Source organism: Methylotenera sp., assembly GCF_029946165.1.
Taxonomy (GTDB): Bacteria; Pseudomonadota; Gammaproteobacteria; order Burkholderiales; family Methylophilaceae; genus Methylotenera.
Genome location: NZ_JAQSDZ010000005.1, coordinates 24,018 through 40,974, shown reverse-complemented (window position 1 = coordinate 40,974; position 16,957 = coordinate 24,018). Strand labels below are relative to the sequence as shown.

Genomic DNA, 16,957 nt, shown 5'->3' with positions numbered 1-16,957 from the left:
TTAAAGTAAATTACCCATATGAATTCGCAATTAATCGAAACTGTACGTCAATTCACAGGCAGTAAAAAATCAGTATTAGTCATTGGCGACGTGATGCTAGACCGTTACTTAATGGGTAATGTAAATCGCATTTCACCTGAAGCTCCCGTTCCTGTAGTACTGCTTAGGCAATCCGAGGATAGAGCTGGTGGCGCGGCCAACGTAGCTGCAAACTTATCTGGCTTGGGGCTTCATACCGAAATAATCGGCTGCATTGGCGACGATGCAACAGGCAAAATGCTAAAACACTTGATTGCTGATTCTGGCATAGTGATCGCGAACATGATGACTTCTAAGTTGCGCCCCACCGTTTCAAAAACACGAGTCATGAGTGGCAATCAACAAATTGTTCGGATTGACGATGAAAGCGCCGCCGCTTTTAGTGCTGAAGAAAATTCTCAGCTACTCGACCATGTGACTCAAGCCATGAACAATAATCCTGCGATGGTGATTTTGTCCGATTATGCTAAAGGTGTATTAAGTGACAGCACATGCACAGCCATCATCGAGCATTGCAAAAAGCTGAATATTCCCGTGATTGCCGACCCCAAAGGCCGCGATTACAGCAAATATAAAGGCGCAAGCACGCTCACCCCAAACAAAAAAGAAACCGCTGAAGCCTGTGGCGTTGACATCAACGAGACGGATGCCTTGCTCAAGGCCGCAGAACAACTGAAAAAATCATTAGATTTAGATTTTCTCGCGGTAACTCGTGGTGAAGAAGGTATTTCGCTTATCGATGAAAAGCAGATTCAACACATTCCAGCAACGGCAAAAAAAGTATTTGATGTTTCAGGCGCTGGAGACACGGTAATCGCTACGCTTGCGGCAGGTTTAGTTCATGGCTTAAACCCGCATGATGCCCTACAACTTGCCAATATTGCTGCTGGCATTGTTGTTGGCAAAGTGGGTACTGTGCCAGTTTCTCAGGCTGAGTTATTAAAAACCTTAGTCAGCGAAGATGGGCAGTCTCAAATTGATAAAATTTGCGATCTAGCTCAACTGGCTGAACTTGTAAGCCTCTGGAAAACCAATCAACAAAAAATAGTCTTTACCAATGGCTGCTTTGATTTACTGCACGCTGGCCATGTCACTTATTTAGAAGCAGCAAAGAAAACTGGTGACAAACTGATTCTAGGATTAAACACAGATCGCTCAGTCAGCGCCCTAAAAGGCCCAACACGCCCCGTGGTGCATGAAGGTGATAGAGCGCGCGTACTAGCCGCGTTAGCTTCAGTAGACGCAGTGATTTTATTTGACGAAGACACGCCTTTACAATTAATCGATGCCATACGCCCAGATGTTATTGTAAAAGGTGACGATTACACAGAAGACCAAGTAGTAGGTGGTACCGAAGTTAAGTCGTGGGGCGGCAGTGTTAAATTAATTCCACTGGTGCAAGGCCGTAGTACGAGCAATATCATCAAAAAACTAGGTTCATAGTGGTAACTGGCATAGTGGCAAAGCAGCAATCAACCCATTCCAAAATATTGGTACTTGGCCCGTCTTGGGTCGGTGATATGGTACTTGCACAAAGCCTGTTCAAAACGCTTAAATTGAACGACCCCGACTGCATTATTGACGTTGCAGCGCCCGCATGGACACTACCACTCATAGAACGCATGCCAGAAGTAAATAAAGGCATCGCCCTGCCCTTTAAACACGGTGAGTTTGCATTGTTTGAACGGTTTAAATTTGGTAAAAGTCTACGCACAGAACGTTATACTCAAGCAATCATTCTGACCAACTCCCTTAAATCCGCTATCTTGCCTTTTGCCGCAAATATTCCACAACGCACCAGCTTTTTAGGTGAGATGCGTTATGGCTTAGTAAATGATGTTCGTAAACTTGATAAAATCAAACTACCGCGCACCGTGGATAGATTTGTGACATTAGGTTTGAAGAGGAATACTTCTCTACCTGACAACATACTCAATCCCTCTCTAATCGCCAATAAGAACAATGCACTAGCGACCTTGCAGAAACTAGGCATCCCATCGCCAAGTCATAAAGTATTAGGGCTATGCCCAGGCGCGGAATATGGGGAAGCTAAACGCTGGCCTGCAGAATATTATGCTGAAGTTGCACGAGAGGCATTAAGCAAAGGCTGGCAGGTTTGGCTGTTTGGCTCTGAAAAAGATATTCCCGTCACAAACGCGATTAATCAACTCTCTGAAAACCAATGCTTAGATTTAGGTGGCAAAACCAATCTAAGTGAAGCAATCGACTTAATGTCACTTTGCGATAACGTCATTAGTAATGACTCTGGACTCATGCACGTAGCCGCTGCATTAGATAAGAAATTGGTTGCGATATACGGTTCCTCTAACCCACACCATACCCCACCAATGAATGACAAAGCAGCAGTTGAGTATTTAGCTGTTGAGTGCAGCCCATGCTTTAAAAGAGAATGTCCGTTAAAACCCGTTAATGAAAATCTAAAATGTTTAAAACGAATTGAACCCTCTCGCATTATTGATCTTTTAAAAATCAACAACTAACTATTATGAATTGGTTCACATCATTTAAAGAGCACTTAAAAGAGACTCTTATAAGAAAAAAACAATTGAAATCCCAGCTAAAGCTTTTAAACAAACCAAAGCGCTCACAACAAACATTCAACAAGTTATATCCTCGCCATAAAATGGGGGGTAACTGTTACGGCGTGCCTAAGATTAAAAATGCACTCCCAAATGCAACTCTATCTATCGGCAATTATTGCTCCATAGCAAAAAATGTCCAAATATATTTAGGCGGGAATCACCGCTTAGACTGGGTCACAACATTTCCATTCCCTGCATTTTTTCAGCATGCTTCTCATATTAAAGATTATGAGACAACTAAAGGTGATGTCTCAGTTGGTAGCGATGTATGGTTAGGTGAAAACTCTACGATTCTGTCAGGGGTTACCATTGGGCATGGTGCCGTTATTGCTGCGGGCGCCATCGTAACTAAAGATGTATCTCCATATGAGATTGTGGGTGGCAACCCAGCAAAACATATCCGCTGGCGATTTGATGAGACCACCCGTAATGCTTTGTTGCAAAGTACGTGGTGGGACTGGCCAGAGGAAGAGTTACTAAGCATTGTAGATGTCATTTGTTCAAATGACATTTCAGCATTTCTAGATTACGTAAATAACAAACAAACACCTAACGAATTTAAAATCTAATATGGTATTAAAAAAATTACTCTCTCTCTCAACTGAGAAATTGCAAATGCTACTTACACTAGCAAGCATCGCTATTACTTGCCAAGTAATCTATATTCAACACGGCTGGATTAATGATGATTCAGTACTATACTTTGAAATTGCAAGACTGTTCTCACTAGGTGAGTGGAAGCAAGGTGCGGCTCTTTTTAATTGGCCGTTTTATCCAGCACTGATTAATTTTACACATCAACTAACAACCTTAGGTGTTCAAGCATCTGCACAGTTACTTAATGTCATATTTTTTGGCATTACTACTTATAGCTTCATCAATCTAATCAAGTTGGCAGGTGGCGACAAATTAACCATTATTTCTGGTACATTTTTACTACTTAGCTCCTCATATATAGTTGGTGATGTATTGCCCATGCTGTTGCGTGATCAAGGCTTTTGGGCGATGTACCTTACCAGCTTGGTTTATTTTGTTAAGTTTTATCGCACTCATAAACTGAGTGATGCGCTACTTTGGCAAGTTTCCGCGATTCTCGCTGTGTTATTTAGAATCGAAGCGATTACTTTTCTAGTCTGTCTACCTCTTATTCTATTTACAGTACATGAATTTTCACTAAAACAAAAAATCACACACTACTTAATCATAAACTTAATACCAATTTTTTTAATTGGGCTTATTCTAAGTATTTTGATACTTTCACCCACAACACATTTGAGTGATTTTGGAAGACTGCAAGAGGCCGTGTCAATATTTCCTAGAATAATGAATGAAATTTCAACTAACTTTATTGCCAAAGCTTCAATTATGGGGAATGAAGTTCTCGGTGACTACTTATCAGATTATGGGATGCTAGGGGTTATAATTAGCTTAGCAAGCATTCTTATAATAAAAGTTCTTGGAATCATAAGCTGGCCTGTGATTAGTATTTTCGCTCTGAATCGTTCTAATTCCAACATTGATCAATCTAAATATAAAATACAAAAAGATACTCGTCACATTTTCAATTGGGTGTTAATGCTTGCGACTCTCAATGCGGCAGTAATCATTGCAAGTGTCTTTATACTTTCTAGTCGATACATCATTGCTTTTGTGTTTATTGTATTAATATTCGCATCTTTTCATCTAAGTCATCTATTTGAAGAGATAACCAAATCCGCAGTTAAAAATTTCAATAAAAAATTAGCCCTACTACTGTTGCTAGCACTCATAGTATATTCTGGCATTGATAATCTGCTTCCCAAACGAGCGGGTTATAATTTTGAGCAAGAAGCTGTCGCTTATATCAAAACACAGAATGTACCTAATAGTAAGGTGTTTTACGTAACTCCTCGCTCACGTTATTTTGCTGGAGCACCGTATGCAGGGCGAGGTTACAAATATTGGGATTACACAAAAAGAGCTATTGAAGATGGTTCAATCTATCAATATAGTTATCTTGTTATTAACATAAACATTGATGAGGAATTTCCAGCTAGGAAGGCACTACTAGATGAAAAATTACCACAATATAATTTAGTTAAAGAGTTTTATGCCTACAGAAAAAAGAAGGAAATTATGATTTACCTAAAAAAAACTAACTAGTAAAAACATTGCAGAGTACTCGGCTAAGTTATTTACTAATGATTTCTTTAGCCGCAATTATAGATGCTTGTAATCGATGCTTTTTATCTAAAAATGCAACATCATCAACTCTTCGCAAGCAACTCGTTATGAATAATGCCCCCAAATACATATTTGATTTAAAGATGGTTTTTTTTGCAATTCTAAGCACATCTCTCGGATCATAATGTTTAGCGCAAAAAAGAAACACCCCTCGTTTTTTTCTTAACCATTTATCAAGCGAGTTAGCATTAAACTCACTCACTCCAGCTATATGTGTAATCTTTACAGAGTCGTAATATTCGATTGCGTAACCAGCGATTCTAACCTTTAAGCAAATATCAGCATCTTCTCCATACAAGAAATAATCAGGGTCAAAACCTTTTATCTCTTCAAATAAACTACGCTTAATAAGCATGCAAGCGCCAAGTAACCATGCAATTTCACCAGGTAAATTTTTAAACTTTTCCGTATGTTTTAGATATCGAGATGATGGATAACTATAACGCGGTAATACTTGTTTATTTTTTCTCGGCTCATCAATTGCAGGACCTAACAAGCCAATTTCGGCATTATTTTTTAGTTGCTCAAACATCATCTTAAGTGCATTGCGGTTTTCAATAGCAGTATCTGGATTTAATAATAACAAATACTCGCCTCGAGCTTGGTTAGCCGCCAAATTATTAGCTCGCCCAAAACCTAAGTTCTCTTTACTCTCTATTAAGGTTATGCGATCAGCAAAATTTTCACGCAACAATACAAGACTGTTATCTTGACTAGCATTATCTACTACGATAATTTCAAAATTAATGTCCTCCTGCTTAAATAGTGAGTCTATGCAATCAACGGTATATAAACCTGTATTGAAGTTAACAATGATGATTGAAAGCTGTTTATTTTGAGTCATTGGATTAAAGCTCTAAGATACATTTACCTAATTAAGTCACTAATGTTATCCATTACTTGGATTTTGTTGGCTTTAGTGAACTCCCGCCAATCGGCCACCTCTGTCCAGTCCGTAACAAAAATGAAGTCTAGTCCAGCTCGACTTGCAGCTTCATAGTCATACTTACTATCTCCAATAAACAAGGCTGGAAACTGCAAATTACCGTTGGCTTTTTCGCGTGCAAGTACCTCATCTTTATTATTAGGGCTGCCGAACAATCCACCATTAAAGAAACCTGCTAAATGACGCTTAGCAAATAAGGTGCGAATCTCTTGCTGATCGCCGCCTGAAAGTATAGACCATTTAGCATTAGGCGTGGCTTCACGTAGGGCTTGCAGGCCTGATGCAATCTCACACTCCATTAACTCGATCTCCAACTCATGTGCGAACTCATCTAGCAACACTTGAATAGCCTCTTTTGTAGCTGGTTGCTTTAAAATCTCACGAAGATAATAATCAAACTTGTGATAACGTGAAATTCCACCTAGTTTAACGTGGTAATCCACTAATGCTTGAGCTTGCTCGTCGGTTGCGCCTAATTTTTTAGCTGTGCGAAAGTAAGCTTCAGTTTTCACCACGTTAGAATCTAAGATTACTCCATCGCAGTCGAACACTATCGATTTATATTCTTGTATTTTATTATTCACTATCAATCCCAAACAATATTAACGCCGAACTACTATGAAAATTCATGTAATAAAAAAGGGTTCTAACCTTAGATTTCACTAAGGTCAAAACCCTGATTACATTTTCAAGCTTTAATAATCAGTTTAATTAAGCTGCTTTAATCGCACTCGCCTCTTTGGCTAACTTAGTAATATGTGCCCAATCGCCACGCGCTACAGCATCCGCGGGTGTCAGCCATGTACCGCCACAAACCACTACGTTAGGTAATGATAAGAATTGTGGTGCAGATTCAACCGTTACGCCACCTGTTGGGCAGAACTTAACATCGCCAAACGGTCCTGAAAATCCTTTAAGTAAATTAATGCCGCCAACTGCAACTGCTGGGAATAATTTTAAGAAATAATAGTCATCAGCGTTTGCCATCATAATTTCTGAGCCTGTAGAAACGCCTGGTAATAAAGGCAAGCCCATTTTACGTGCTGCTTGACCTAGTTCGCTCGTGTAACCTGGGCTTACAGCAAATTGACAACCCGCGTCTTTTGAAGCTTGTGCATCTTTAAGATTGCGCACTGTGCCTGAGCCCATAATCGCTTCTGGTAATGCTTTGGCAATCGCCTCCATACCTGCAAGTGCGCATGAAGTACGTAGCGTGATTTCCAGCACTCTGATACCGCCTTCTAGCAATGCGGCTGCCATCGGCACAGCATCTTCAACGCGATTGATAACAATAACTGGAATAACTGGGCCGTAATTGGCTAAATCTAATGTGTTCATGCTTTTTTACCTAATTTTAAGTTAACTCTAATTTATTATATGTTCAAGCTGCTACAACCAAGTGATTGCGCCTTCTTCAGCTGAGAGTACATTTCTACGCATACCACCAAAAAGCTCGCGACCGAAGCCATGTGAATTTTGGTGACGTTTAGTATCTGAAAGCTCAGCAACTTCACGTTCTGCCCATTCATCTTCATCGACCAATACGTTGACCATACCAACCGTAGCGTTTAAGCGAATAATATCGCCATCACGCACTTTTGCTAATGGGCCGCCAGCTGACGCTTCTGGGCTCAAATGAATAGCTGCAGGTATTTTTCCAGATGCGCCACTCATACGGCCATCTGTGACAATAGCTACTCTGAAGCCTTTGTTTTGCAACACGGCTAATGGAGGCGTGAGTTTATGTAGCTCTGGCATGCCGTTGGCTTTAGGGCCTTGAAAACGCACCACGGCAATAAAGTCTCTCTCTAGTTCACCTCGATCAAAGGCAGCCAACAACTCTTCTTGTGCATCAAATACAATCGCTGGCGCCTCAATGATGTGACGATCTTCTGGAACAGCTGAAATTTTAATGACGCTACGGCCCAAATTACCTTTAAGCAAACGTAGACCGCCTGATTCATTGAAAGGGAACGCTGCCGTGCGCACGATAGTTTCATCTGGGCTTTCTTTTGGCAGATCTTTCCAAACTAATTTGTTATCTTCTTTCACTGGTAACTTGCCATAATCACGCAAACCGCCATAAGCCACAGTGAATACATCTGGGAACATATATCCCGCATCAATCAATTCACGGATTACAAATGCAGGGCCACCAGCGTTTTGGAACTCATTCACATCAGCTTTACCATTTGGGTAAACACTTGCTAATAACGGTGTTGTTTTAGCTAGATGATAGAAGTCTGTCCAGTCAATCATAATACCTGCGGCACGCGCCACAGCAACCCAATGAATCAAATGATTGGTTGAGCCGCCAGTGGCTAATAAAGCAACCATCGCGTTAACAATCACATACTCATCTACCAAGCGCCCAATTGGCGTAAATTGCTCTTTCTTAGTGTTTTGCAACACCAACTTCACCGCTTCGCGAGTTAGCATTTCCCGCATACCATCGTGTGGATGAATAAAGGCAGCACCTGGCACATGTAAGCCCATGGCTTCCATCAACATTTGGTTACTATTTGCAGTCCCGTAAAATGTACAAGTACCAGCGCCGTGGTACGCTGCAGATTCTGATGCCAACAATTCTTGGCGATTAACTTTACCCTGTGCGTACTGTTCGCGCACTTTAGACTTTGTCGTGTTATCAATACCTGTACTCATTGGCCCTGCTGGTACAAAAACACATGGCAAATGGCCAAACTGCAATGCACCAATGAGCAAACCTGGAACGATTTTATCGCACACGCCAAGTAATAATGCCGCATCAAAAACATCATGTGAAAGTGCAATGGCTGTACTCATGGCGATGGTATCGCGGCTAAACAGCGATAGCTCCATGCCAGGCTCACCTTGAGTAATACCATCACACATCGCTGGCACGCCACCAGCAACTTGCACTGTTGCTCCATATTTATGCGCTTCATCGCGAATAATGTCTGGATAGTTTACATACGGTTGATGCGCAGAAAGCATTTCATTGTAAGCCGTGATAATACCGATATTCGGTGCTTTTTCGACGACCACTTTGAATTTATCGTTGGCTGGCATGGCAGCAAACGCATGCGCCACATTGGCGCAACCTAGGCGGTCTGCACCACGTTGGCGATTTACAATATCATCTAAACGATTTAAATAAGCCGTGCGCGTAGGGCGGCTTTTTTCAATAATACGTTCAGTAACCTCTAAATGGGATTGTTTCATAATTTAGATACTCTACTTGATAACTAACTTGCGGAACTTAGTAAGAAGATCTTAAGAAAATATACCATAAGAAAATTTACTAAGTTAAGAAAAAACACTAACCCCGATTATCGCTAAACTGAGCCTAATCGTCAAACAAAAGCCGCTGTTTTAAGCGGCCTGTTTAGTTAATTAGATAGATTTTAAACAAATAGAGTGTATGTTTAATGTGCAAGAAGTTATTTTTTTGTAACCAAAATATCTTCCATCATTAAATACTCTAGGTCACAACCAAAAAACATATTGAGTGCATCAGTCGGCGAGCAAATCATAGGCTCGCCTCGACGGTTAAGTGAGGTGTTTAACACCACGGGTATGCCGCGTAACTTTTCTAAATGCTCGATTAACTCGTAATAACGCGGATTAGTATCATGCGAAACCACTTGTGCACGAGCTGTACCATCTTCATGCACGACTTCTGGAATACGCGATTTCCAATGTTCTGCTACATCAAACGTAAACGTCATATATGGTGCAGGATGATTCGTTTGTAAAATATCAGGCGCAACACGATCCAAAATACTTGGACAAAATGGACGCCAGCGCTCGCGATATTTAATTTGCGCATTGATACGATCTGCCACACCAGGATAACTCGGGTCACCCAAGATACTGCGGCAACCTAATGAACGTGGCCCAAACTCCATGCGACCCTGCAACCAAGCTAGCGGATTGCCCGTTGCAAGTAACTCAGCACCTTTTTGTGCAGCGTTTTCTACGCGAGTGAATTTTGGTTTAGATGGATGCACTTCACAAGCGGCAATACATTCCTCGCTCGTATAAGAAGGCCCTAAATAAGCATGCTGCATAGGCTGTATGACTTCACCAGCCAAATGCGCGGCATACGTGGCAGCACCTAATGAAGTACCATTGTCACCTGAAGCTGGCTGTACAAAAAGTTCTTTAACATGCGGCATAGCAATAATGCGCTGGTTAAGTTTTACATTCAGCGCAACGCCGCCTGCCATGGCAATGCGGCCTGTTTCTTTAATAATATCGCCAAGATAATAATCAATCATCTTTAGCGCAATGTCTTCTAACAAAGCTTGTACAGATGCGGCGTAATGAATGTATGGATCATCAATCTCATCACCATGACGCTTGGGGCCTAGCCACTCAATCAATTTTGGCGAGAAGTAATGTCCACGACCATTTTCTTTAAAGCGGCGCAAACCGACGACGTTTACGAAATCGGTATTGATACGCAATTCACCATCTTCAAAAGTGACTAATTTTGATAAGTCATATTTGCTGGCATCACCATATGGTGCCATCCCCATGACTTTGAACTCGCCATCCAACATATCAAAACCAAGATATTCGGTGATCGCCCCATACAAGCCACCCAGTGAGTCAGGATCATAAAATTCTTTAATTTTGTGGATAACACCATTTTCGCCATAGCCAAAAAATGTCGTGGCATATTCACCTTTACCATCTATGCCAACAATTGCCGTTTTTTCTTTAAAACCACTTAAATGATATGCACTAGAAGCATGTGACAAATGATGCTCTACAGGGACAAACTTGGCTTTAGTTAAGCCTAAATCGGCCATCAATTTCAGTGATTTATCGCGGTTGCGGCGGAAACGACGATTACCGTTAAATATTGCATCTAAAGCACGATCTGGCGCATACCAATGACGCATTGCATAGTGCCAACGCGCACTGCTGCTTAATGGGATTTCCGCATAGGGAAATGCAACTATATCAACATCTTCTGGTTTAACGCCCGCTTGCTCTAAACAAAACTTTGCAGCTTCATAAGGGAATTTATTTTTAGCGTGTTTATCGCGGATAAAACGCTCTTCCTCTGCCGCTGCAATAATTTTGCCATCAACCAATATCGCGGCTGAAGCGTCATGCCCTAAAGCACCAGATAAACCTAATACAATCATGCGAATACTTTCAAATGAATTTTTAGCATTTTAACTTAAAGCGAGGCTTCAATAGCGATTTTGATACAAATTACATCTCATGCGATACCCGCACGTCGCAAAATGGGGTCATTTTCAAACGGATATTGCTCGTTATACTTTTGTATAAAGGCACTTTTTAATATGGTTGTCACATCGGGATTATGCTCCCAGTTTTTCATCAATCTTTGAAGGTCTTTGATATGCTGCCTCTTGAACCATGGTTCAAATAACCAATGCACTGAATGCGCATTCATGCCATCCAAATCAATTAACATTGGCATGCCATTCAACATTTTAATATTGGTCGCTTTGCAGTCTCCATGCGAAAACTTAAGCAAATATAGCTTATAAAATAATGTGGCTAAATTTCTCGCTGCTGATTCTTTGTCTACGTTAGCAGAAAAGTACTGAAGTGCATCTGGTGCGTCTAAATATTCACTTAAGAAATAAGTCCGGCGCTTAATCCATCCAAAACGCTCTTCTATCAAAGCCACGGGCTTAGGAGTTGCAATTCCAGAAATCATTAATCGGTGCGCATTCGCCCATGATATTGCGGCTCGACTAACTCGAAATGCGCGATTTAAACCATGCAAAAAACTCTTAATATTATAGCGCTTGACTACCACCGAAACTTTCTCAGGCGATGTACTCTGAGCCGAAGCTTTCTCAATCAATAGCTTAGAAATTGTGCAGGTATTTCCGTTTTTGAGATTGCTATCTTTGTTCAATAGCGTTGCGTCTAAATACGATATGGGGAAATCAGTCACATCAAACTGACTTGCCACCGCAGTATAATTTCTAAACTCTTTCAGCACATTCACATCTGTGCACGTGCGAAAGACTTTCTTATCGGCATAATTACCTGCAACTTTACGACGAATTTTCTGGGTGAGATACCAAATTTCAGCTTCTGCAAAAGGATTAGATACTAAGGCTAACTTTGAGCAATATCGCTCATAAAGCTGAGAAATCCAGCAATCATCTAACACATCCATTTTTGAAAAGAGCGTTGCAAGATTATGTAGCTTTTGGCGCTCTCTAAATAAGGAGGATAAACGACGGACACCATCGCCATCAAGTGTGTAAATGGTTTCGTTCTGCACTAAAAAGTTTTTAAGATATAAGTCAGTTTGAATTAACTGTGCATTGTGATGACCGGCAACTTCATATACCAGCAAAGACATTAAATTAAATCTGCCAGCGATATCTCCAGATGTCATCAAAGCTGAGTAGTATTGTTCTGCATTGATGCTGTCGATAACTTCATCAAATATGAGTACCTTGCCAGAAGGATTAATTAAGTCGACATCAAGCAAAAGCTGTGGCGTGCATATGTTTGCTTTTTCTAACAGCTGGACACCACTTTTATCTCTATCAGCGTATCGCTCTGCTTCAAGACCTATAAAAATCTTGGCATACACCTTCTTTTTTTCATTTTGCTTGCTACCATTACTCCATAGGCATCTACAAACAATGCGCTTACTTGGAACGACCCTCACAACCTCCAGCACTTCTAGTCGGCTACCATCAGCCAAATTGACTAGACGGCCTTCTAAACCGAGTGAAATTAATAAGTCGTCTACCTGACCAACAAGTTTTTCCATTGAATGCTTAATCAATTTCGATTGAATAGTTTATCTTTCAGGCTCAACAACTTTTGCATGAACGATGTTTTTTCGGATGTTTTAAATATTTTCTTTGCACGCTTTTCACGTTTCTTGGCAAGCTTTCTTACGTCAGCCTTAACCTGCTCGCTGTCATTTGGCCTAGCCACATAAAGTGTGTGTCTTGATTCACCAGAGTCATTAGCAATGGCTGTAGAGGTATAGTAATAAAGTGCAATCGACCTTCTCGTTAATCCTTCAGGTGTGGTTAGCGGATCTGGGTGCCCATGAAAGCTATCTTCATCAGTATTAAAAATGACACAGCGATTAAAAATAGGCGCCACGCTTTTAACATTGGCTTTCATTTCGCGATCCCAAAGCTCAAGATTTCCGCCATAAGACTCTTGCCAATCTTTGTTAAGATAAATTAAAACGTTAACGCGTCTCAATAATTGTAGGCCTTCATTTACACGAAAGTCTGCATGAATACCTAATAAGCCGCCTTTAGCCGTTTCGTGAAGACCTCCCCCAGAAAAATAGGGATCTGGCAACAGACCTTTAATATTAGTCACGCCTTCCAAAAACTGCAGCATGGCTGCTGAATTAAAAAAGCTAAAAGCGTTTCTTACGTATTCATCGCAGTCATAAGGAAGCGTTTGTCTTTTATGGGTTCCACCATAGCCCTTTTGATATACTTTATCGTGAGCTTTGGCGTCAGCGGGAAAATGTGCCAGTATTCCCTCAATCATCGCTGTAGGTAAAAAGTTATCAATCACCATATGAGGAAATGGTTCAGCAAAAGCATAGTCGTTCATGAGTTCATCACCAATGGTACGAGCCTTAACTTGATCTAGAACGAAGCCATTCGCACACTCAATGGGTAACACTGGGGTTATCACGCTCATACTAACTTTCAAATTTTTTCAAAATAGAATTTTTTCTTTTCACACGACGGTTCATTTCGTTATAGCTTAATACTAATCCCACAGTGCCAGCCTCAACATGATCTAAGAATTTAAATAATTTCATAGGGGAAATCAGTTTAAATTGATAGCCATCCAATTTAAGTTTATCTTGTAACTCATATCCTGGAATACGATTTGCCATTAAAAAAGAATATCCATGTTGTTTGATTAACTTAGCATTCCATAACGCACAAAAACTTTTGATGTACTCTTCTTTATATGGCTTAGGTTCTCTTGCAGTAAAACCTAATGCCAGCTTTAAACGTCGAAAGTAATGCTTATAAAATCTCGAACTCACTCGCCATGCGGTTCTTAAATAACCACGATTTAATTGCTCTAGACAACCTACAGCCGCCATTTTCTCATTCGTCACACAATAGCTCAGCAGCCAATCAAAAACACTTGGGTCATAAATGAAGGTGTCAGTATGTAATAAAAAAACATAATCACTTTGGATGCGCTCTAAAATCAAATCTAACCCTTTACCATGGGCAGCAAAACCTGACTCACTTTCGGTTGGCGCGCGCTCAATTAAGTTTATCCATTCAAGGGTGCGTAAATACTCAACGCTTGCATCTTGTGAGTGATTATCCACCACCCAAACATCGACTCGATCTTTGTCTAAATCGCCGCTATCAATATGCTTTTTTAATAAGTCTAGGCAAATTTTAGTGAGCTCTAGGGTTTTATAATTAACTAAAGCAATGCTAAATTTTGGTAATTTCATAGAATTTTCGTTTTTATAATTTGAGTCCATATTCAACAATGCTTATCGTTTTGATCGCTTAAGAATTAACCGACACATCCATTTACTATAAAAGTTAAGTTTATTAATTTTCATATAAGCTAGAAAAAACATTAATCTTTGTGTTGAGCGCCAACCTTCTGCGTGACGGTTTAAAGCGGCTAAATCAAAAAAAGTACGGTATGCGGACCATGCGCTGAACCTTGCTTTCTCTAAATCAATTAACGCAATATTTGGAGAGTTAAATTCATTTTTTATAAAAATATGCTTAGGATATAAAGCGCGATGTACCAAGCCTAGATCATGGAAATGCCTTAGCTCAGTAGCAATTTTCTTAATTAACTCACCCTTTTGCGCACGATTGGCGCTAGACCGCCAACTATCAGAAAGTGAATCAAGCGCCGCATATTCACTTAACGCCTCTGTCATTAAAATTGCACACGGCTTTCCATCAACTTTAGACTCTGCGTAGAACACCACCTTAGGCGCTGCAAAATGATTTTGCTCCAGAAACTGTAACCGCTCAAATTCTCTTCTGAATGTAGGTTCACCGGAAATAGGATGGAGCAAGGTATGGCGACCATGATTTTGTTGTTTTTTAACAAATAAATCTAGCGGCTCTAATCCCGCACGCTTAAGTTGCAAACGCCCTACTCCACTCCAACCGCCACGACGTATGTTAGGCTCTTCAAACCAATCAACTTTAAAGTTCCATATTGATTCAAAATCAATGAGTTTATTAAGCGCTAAGGTTTCCACATGCTGTGGTGCAATAAAGTGGTTGTTCATTTTTATTCGTGCTTATTCTGCTAATAGCCTTAGTCAAATTTTACTGATATTTTGTATGCATTAAGGCTAATTATATCAGTCTAGACCACGATAGTGGCTATGTGTATTGGCAATGCGATAAGTCCAATGCCATTGCTATGTTATGATTTTACGTATGCTTAGCCTTTTATTAAAACCACTCTCCTTAATGTCATTGCCAGCAATTCATCGCCTAGGCGCTTTGCTCGGGCGCTTGATGTTTCTTTTCATGCCGCAATCCAAGCAACTTATCGTAGAAAACTTAAGACAAAGTCATCTTTTTAAAGACGAACTCAGCCTAAAACAGGCCGTTAAATCGAATATCGAAGAATCAGGTAAATCCATTTTAGAAACTTTTGCAATTTGGCAAAAAAGTGAGCAAGAACTCGTAGGACTGATTAAACAAACACAGGGCTGGAATGATGTAGAGGCAGCTGTACAAGCTGGCAAAGGCGTTATATTTTTAACGCCGCATTTGGGTTGTTTCGAAATTGCATCAATTTACTATGGCTCCCAGTACCCGGTTACCGTGTTATTTCGCGCGCCGAAAATGAAGTGGATATTACCTTTGATTGAAAAAGGTCGCACGCGTACGGACGTGACGCTGGCTGAAGCCAATACCAGTGGCGTTCGCAAGCTCATGCAAGCTTTAAAAAAAGGGGAAGCTGTAGGTATTCTGCCTGATCAAATACCCTCTGCAGGCGAAGGTGAATGGGCGCCGTTCTTTGGCAAACCTGCATATACAATGACTTTAGCCAGCAAATTAGCTAATAAAACAGGAGCTGCAGTAATTGCTGTGTTTGGAGAACGCCTGCCGAAAGGCGAAGGTTTTATCGTGCACTGTAAACGTTTAGAAGATGGCGCCATTGCAACGCCAGCATTGCTAAACAAAGCCATTGAAAAGCAAATTGAACAGCAACCCACACAGTATTTATGGAACTACCCTCGTTACAAATTGAGAAGGCATGCGCTAAATAACGATACTGCAGGGCAAGAAAGCAATAGTCCCGACATCAGCAATCACGACTACAAGTAATTAGCTAATCGCAGACTTTTCAGCGGCAAGTCTCTTCTGAAATTTATCGCTGTGGAATTTTTTGTAGAGCTTACTTGCTCTATTCTCGACCGCCTGCCAGAAATTATTTCCTAATACACTTTTTGGAAGGTAATGCATTTTAAAGCGTAATAAGTCACGCTTTGTTAGCCCAATGCCCATGCTAGAAAAATATAGTGCTGCTATATCTTTCATGTTGTCATTCGTTGAAATTGTTTTGTGTATTAACACGCGGTGCAAATCGATTAAATAGAATTTAATTTCATTTTTTGCGAGCAAGTCAGCGTCTAAACATAAGTGACACAAATAAAAATCTCGGTGATTGATGCCGTTTTCATGCAGCTTACGCGCAATCATTGCTACTTCAACAATAAGCCTTCTCTTTAGCTTCTCGCTAGGTGGCTTACTATTCCAATCTACACATAAATCTTCTAGTGAGATGATATTGCCTAGATCTTCGGTAATAATGAAAGATTGCAATGTAGCGGGGCTTTTTCCTTTTACTCCATAGCCTACGAGTGGCGTCGTTGCAATACCAATGCTCACTAACTTCTGTATGGCATTAACTTCGGTAATCGCGCTCAAAATAGGTCGCTTGAAACTGAATAGGTTTTTAAAAATCTCTCGCCAACCTACACCAAAATGCTGCTTAACAAAATAACTCCTACCATCTATATTCACCTGTATGGTTTTGCGTATACCAACATCTCGGTAGGCCTTGCCTTGCATTTGCATGATATAAGCAAACATGTCCACGCCCGACTTGAGCATAGAACTTGGCAACGATAAATATTGTTTAATCCACACGT

Annotated in this window: 15 protein-coding genes; 5 read left to right on the top strand and 10 right to left on the bottom strand. The window is 40.6% G+C overall.

All coding sequences use genetic code 11. The annotated features are described in order from the left end of the window. The first annotated feature begins 18 nt into the window (after positions 1-18). The 4 genes from rfaE1 to PSV17_RS02415 all read left to right on the top strand — a co-directional run bounded on the left by rfaE1 (position 19) and on the right by PSV17_RS02415 (position 4,784). On the top strand, positions 19-1,482 hold the full coding sequence (gene rfaE1, locus PSV17_RS02430; protein ID WP_300479321.1) for a D-glycero-beta-D-manno-heptose-7-phosphate kinase: 1,464 nt from the start codon (positions 19-21) through the stop codon (positions 1,480-1,482). A 14-nt stretch (positions 1,483-1,496) separates the two neighbouring features. Then, positions 1,497-2,540 carry a lipopolysaccharide heptosyltransferase II gene (waaF, locus tag PSV17_RS02425; RefSeq protein WP_300479319.1) on the top strand — a complete coding sequence of 348 codons (1,044 nt, stop codon included), beginning with the start codon at positions 1,497-1,499 and terminating at the stop codon, positions 2,538-2,540. Between the two features lie 65 nt (positions 2,541-2,605). Continuing rightward, entirely contained in the window at positions 2,606-3,211 is a 606-nt protein-coding gene (locus PSV17_RS02420; protein WP_300479317.1) for a CatB-related O-acetyltransferase, read from the top strand. A gap of 46 nt (positions 3,212-3,257) precedes the next feature. Further along, positions 3,258-4,784, top strand: a complete 1,527-nt coding sequence (locus PSV17_RS02415) for a hypothetical protein (protein ID WP_300479314.1) — start codon at positions 3,258-3,260, stop codon at positions 4,782-4,784. A 28-nt stretch (positions 4,785-4,812) separates the two neighbouring features. On the opposite strand, the gene PSV17_RS02410 is transcribed toward PSV17_RS02415, so the two are convergent. The 9 genes from PSV17_RS02410 to PSV17_RS02370 all read right to left on the bottom strand — a co-directional run bounded on the left by PSV17_RS02410 (position 4,813) and on the right by PSV17_RS02370 (position 15,076). Then, on the bottom strand, positions 4,813-5,709 hold the full coding sequence (locus PSV17_RS02410) for a glycosyltransferase family 2 protein (protein ID WP_300479312.1): 897 nt from the start codon (positions 5,707-5,709) through the stop codon (positions 4,813-4,815). 23 nt (positions 5,710-5,732) lie between these two features. Continuing rightward, positions 5,733-6,395 (bottom strand): HAD-IA family hydrolase, encoded by a 663-nt coding sequence (locus PSV17_RS02405; RefSeq protein ID WP_300479309.1) that lies wholly within the window; start codon positions 6,393-6,395, stop codon positions 5,733-5,735. 127 nt (positions 6,396-6,522) lie between these two features. Then, a complete protein-coding gene (gene eda / locus PSV17_RS02400) occupies positions 6,523-7,149 on the bottom strand; it encodes a bifunctional 4-hydroxy-2-oxoglutarate aldolase/2-dehydro-3-deoxy-phosphogluconate aldolase (protein WP_300479306.1) in 627 nt (208 codons plus the stop codon). A 51-nt stretch (positions 7,150-7,200) separates the two neighbouring features. Next, positions 7,201-9,015: a phosphogluconate dehydratase gene (edd, locus tag PSV17_RS02395; protein ID WP_300479303.1), complete on the bottom strand. Its 1,815-nt coding sequence runs from the start codon at positions 9,013-9,015 to the stop codon at positions 7,201-7,203. A 218-nt stretch (positions 9,016-9,233) separates the two neighbouring features. Then, entirely contained in the window at positions 9,234-10,952 is a 1,719-nt protein-coding gene (locus PSV17_RS02390; RefSeq protein ID WP_300479301.1) for a carbamoyltransferase, read from the bottom strand. A gap of 77 nt (positions 10,953-11,029) precedes the next feature. Then, positions 11,030-12,577 carry a lipopolysaccharide kinase InaA family protein gene (locus PSV17_RS02385; RefSeq protein WP_300479298.1) on the bottom strand — a complete coding sequence of 516 codons (1,548 nt, stop codon included), beginning with the start codon at positions 12,575-12,577 and terminating at the stop codon, positions 11,030-11,032. A gap of 11 nt (positions 12,578-12,588) precedes the next feature. Continuing rightward, the gene (locus PSV17_RS02380) at positions 12,589-13,482 is read right to left on the bottom strand and encodes a 2OG-Fe(II) oxygenase (protein ID WP_300479296.1); all 894 of its coding nucleotides are present in this window, start codon (positions 13,480-13,482) and stop codon (positions 12,589-12,591) included. Position 13,483: 1 nt separating this feature from the next. Next, positions 13,484-14,269, bottom strand: a complete 786-nt coding sequence (locus tag PSV17_RS02375) for a glycosyltransferase (protein WP_300479293.1) — start codon at positions 14,267-14,269, stop codon at positions 13,484-13,486. 42 nt (positions 14,270-14,311) lie between these two features. Further along, positions 14,312-15,076 carry a lipopolysaccharide kinase InaA family protein gene (locus PSV17_RS02370; RefSeq protein WP_300479291.1) on the bottom strand — a complete coding sequence of 255 codons (765 nt, stop codon included), beginning with the start codon at positions 15,074-15,076 and terminating at the stop codon, positions 14,312-14,314. A 154-nt stretch (positions 15,077-15,230) separates the two neighbouring features. Here PSV17_RS02370 and PSV17_RS02365 point away from each other — a divergent pair, with 154 nt between their 5' ends. Continuing rightward, complete coding sequence (locus tag PSV17_RS02365) at positions 15,231-16,130, top strand: lysophospholipid acyltransferase family protein (RefSeq protein WP_300479289.1); 900 nt, start codon at positions 15,231-15,233, stop codon at positions 16,128-16,130. Here the strand turns inward: PSV17_RS02365 and rfaP are convergent, their stop codons facing one another. Further along, the gene (gene rfaP, locus PSV17_RS02360) at positions 16,131-16,955 is read right to left on the bottom strand and encodes a lipopolysaccharide core heptose(I) kinase RfaP (protein WP_300479287.1); all 825 of its coding nucleotides are present in this window, start codon (positions 16,953-16,955) and stop codon (positions 16,131-16,133) included. Positions 16,956-16,957: the final 2 nt, after the last annotated feature.

Coding starts and splice junctions, on each gene's coding strand:
- rfaE1 (WP_300479321.1), top strand. CDS start 19: ATGAATTCGCAATTAATCGAAACTGTACGTCAATTCACAGGCAGTAAA.
- PSV17_RS02415 (WP_300479314.1), top strand. CDS start 3,258: ATGCTACTTACACTAGCAAGCATCGCTATTACTTGCCAAGTAATCTAT.
- PSV17_RS02410 (WP_300479312.1), bottom strand. CDS start 5,709: ATGACTCAAAATAAACAGCTTTCAATCATCATTGTTAACTTCAATACA.
- eda (WP_300479306.1), bottom strand. CDS start 7,149: ATGAACACATTAGATTTAGCCAATTACGGCCCAGTTATTCCAGTTATT.
- edd (WP_300479303.1), bottom strand. CDS start 9,015: ATGAAACAATCCCATTTAGAGGTTACTGAACGTATTATTGAAAAAAGC.
- PSV17_RS02390 (WP_300479301.1), bottom strand. CDS start 10,952: ATGATTGTATTAGGTTTATCTGGTGCTTTAGGGCATGACGCTTCAGCC.
- PSV17_RS02385 (WP_300479298.1), bottom strand. CDS start 12,577: ATGGAAAAACTTGTTGGTCAGGTAGACGACTTATTAATTTCACTCGGT.
- PSV17_RS02380 (WP_300479296.1), bottom strand. CDS start 13,482: ATGAGCGTGATAACCCCAGTGTTACCCATTGAGTGTGCGAATGGCTTC.
- PSV17_RS02375 (WP_300479293.1), bottom strand. CDS start 14,269: ATGAAATTACCAAAATTTAGCATTGCTTTAGTTAATTATAAAACCCTA.
- PSV17_RS02370 (WP_300479291.1), bottom strand. CDS start 15,076: ATGAACAACCACTTTATTGCACCACAGCATGTGGAAACCTTAGCGCTT.
- PSV17_RS02365 (WP_300479289.1), top strand. CDS start 15,231: ATGCTTAGCCTTTTATTAAAACCACTCTCCTTAATGTCATTGCCAGCA.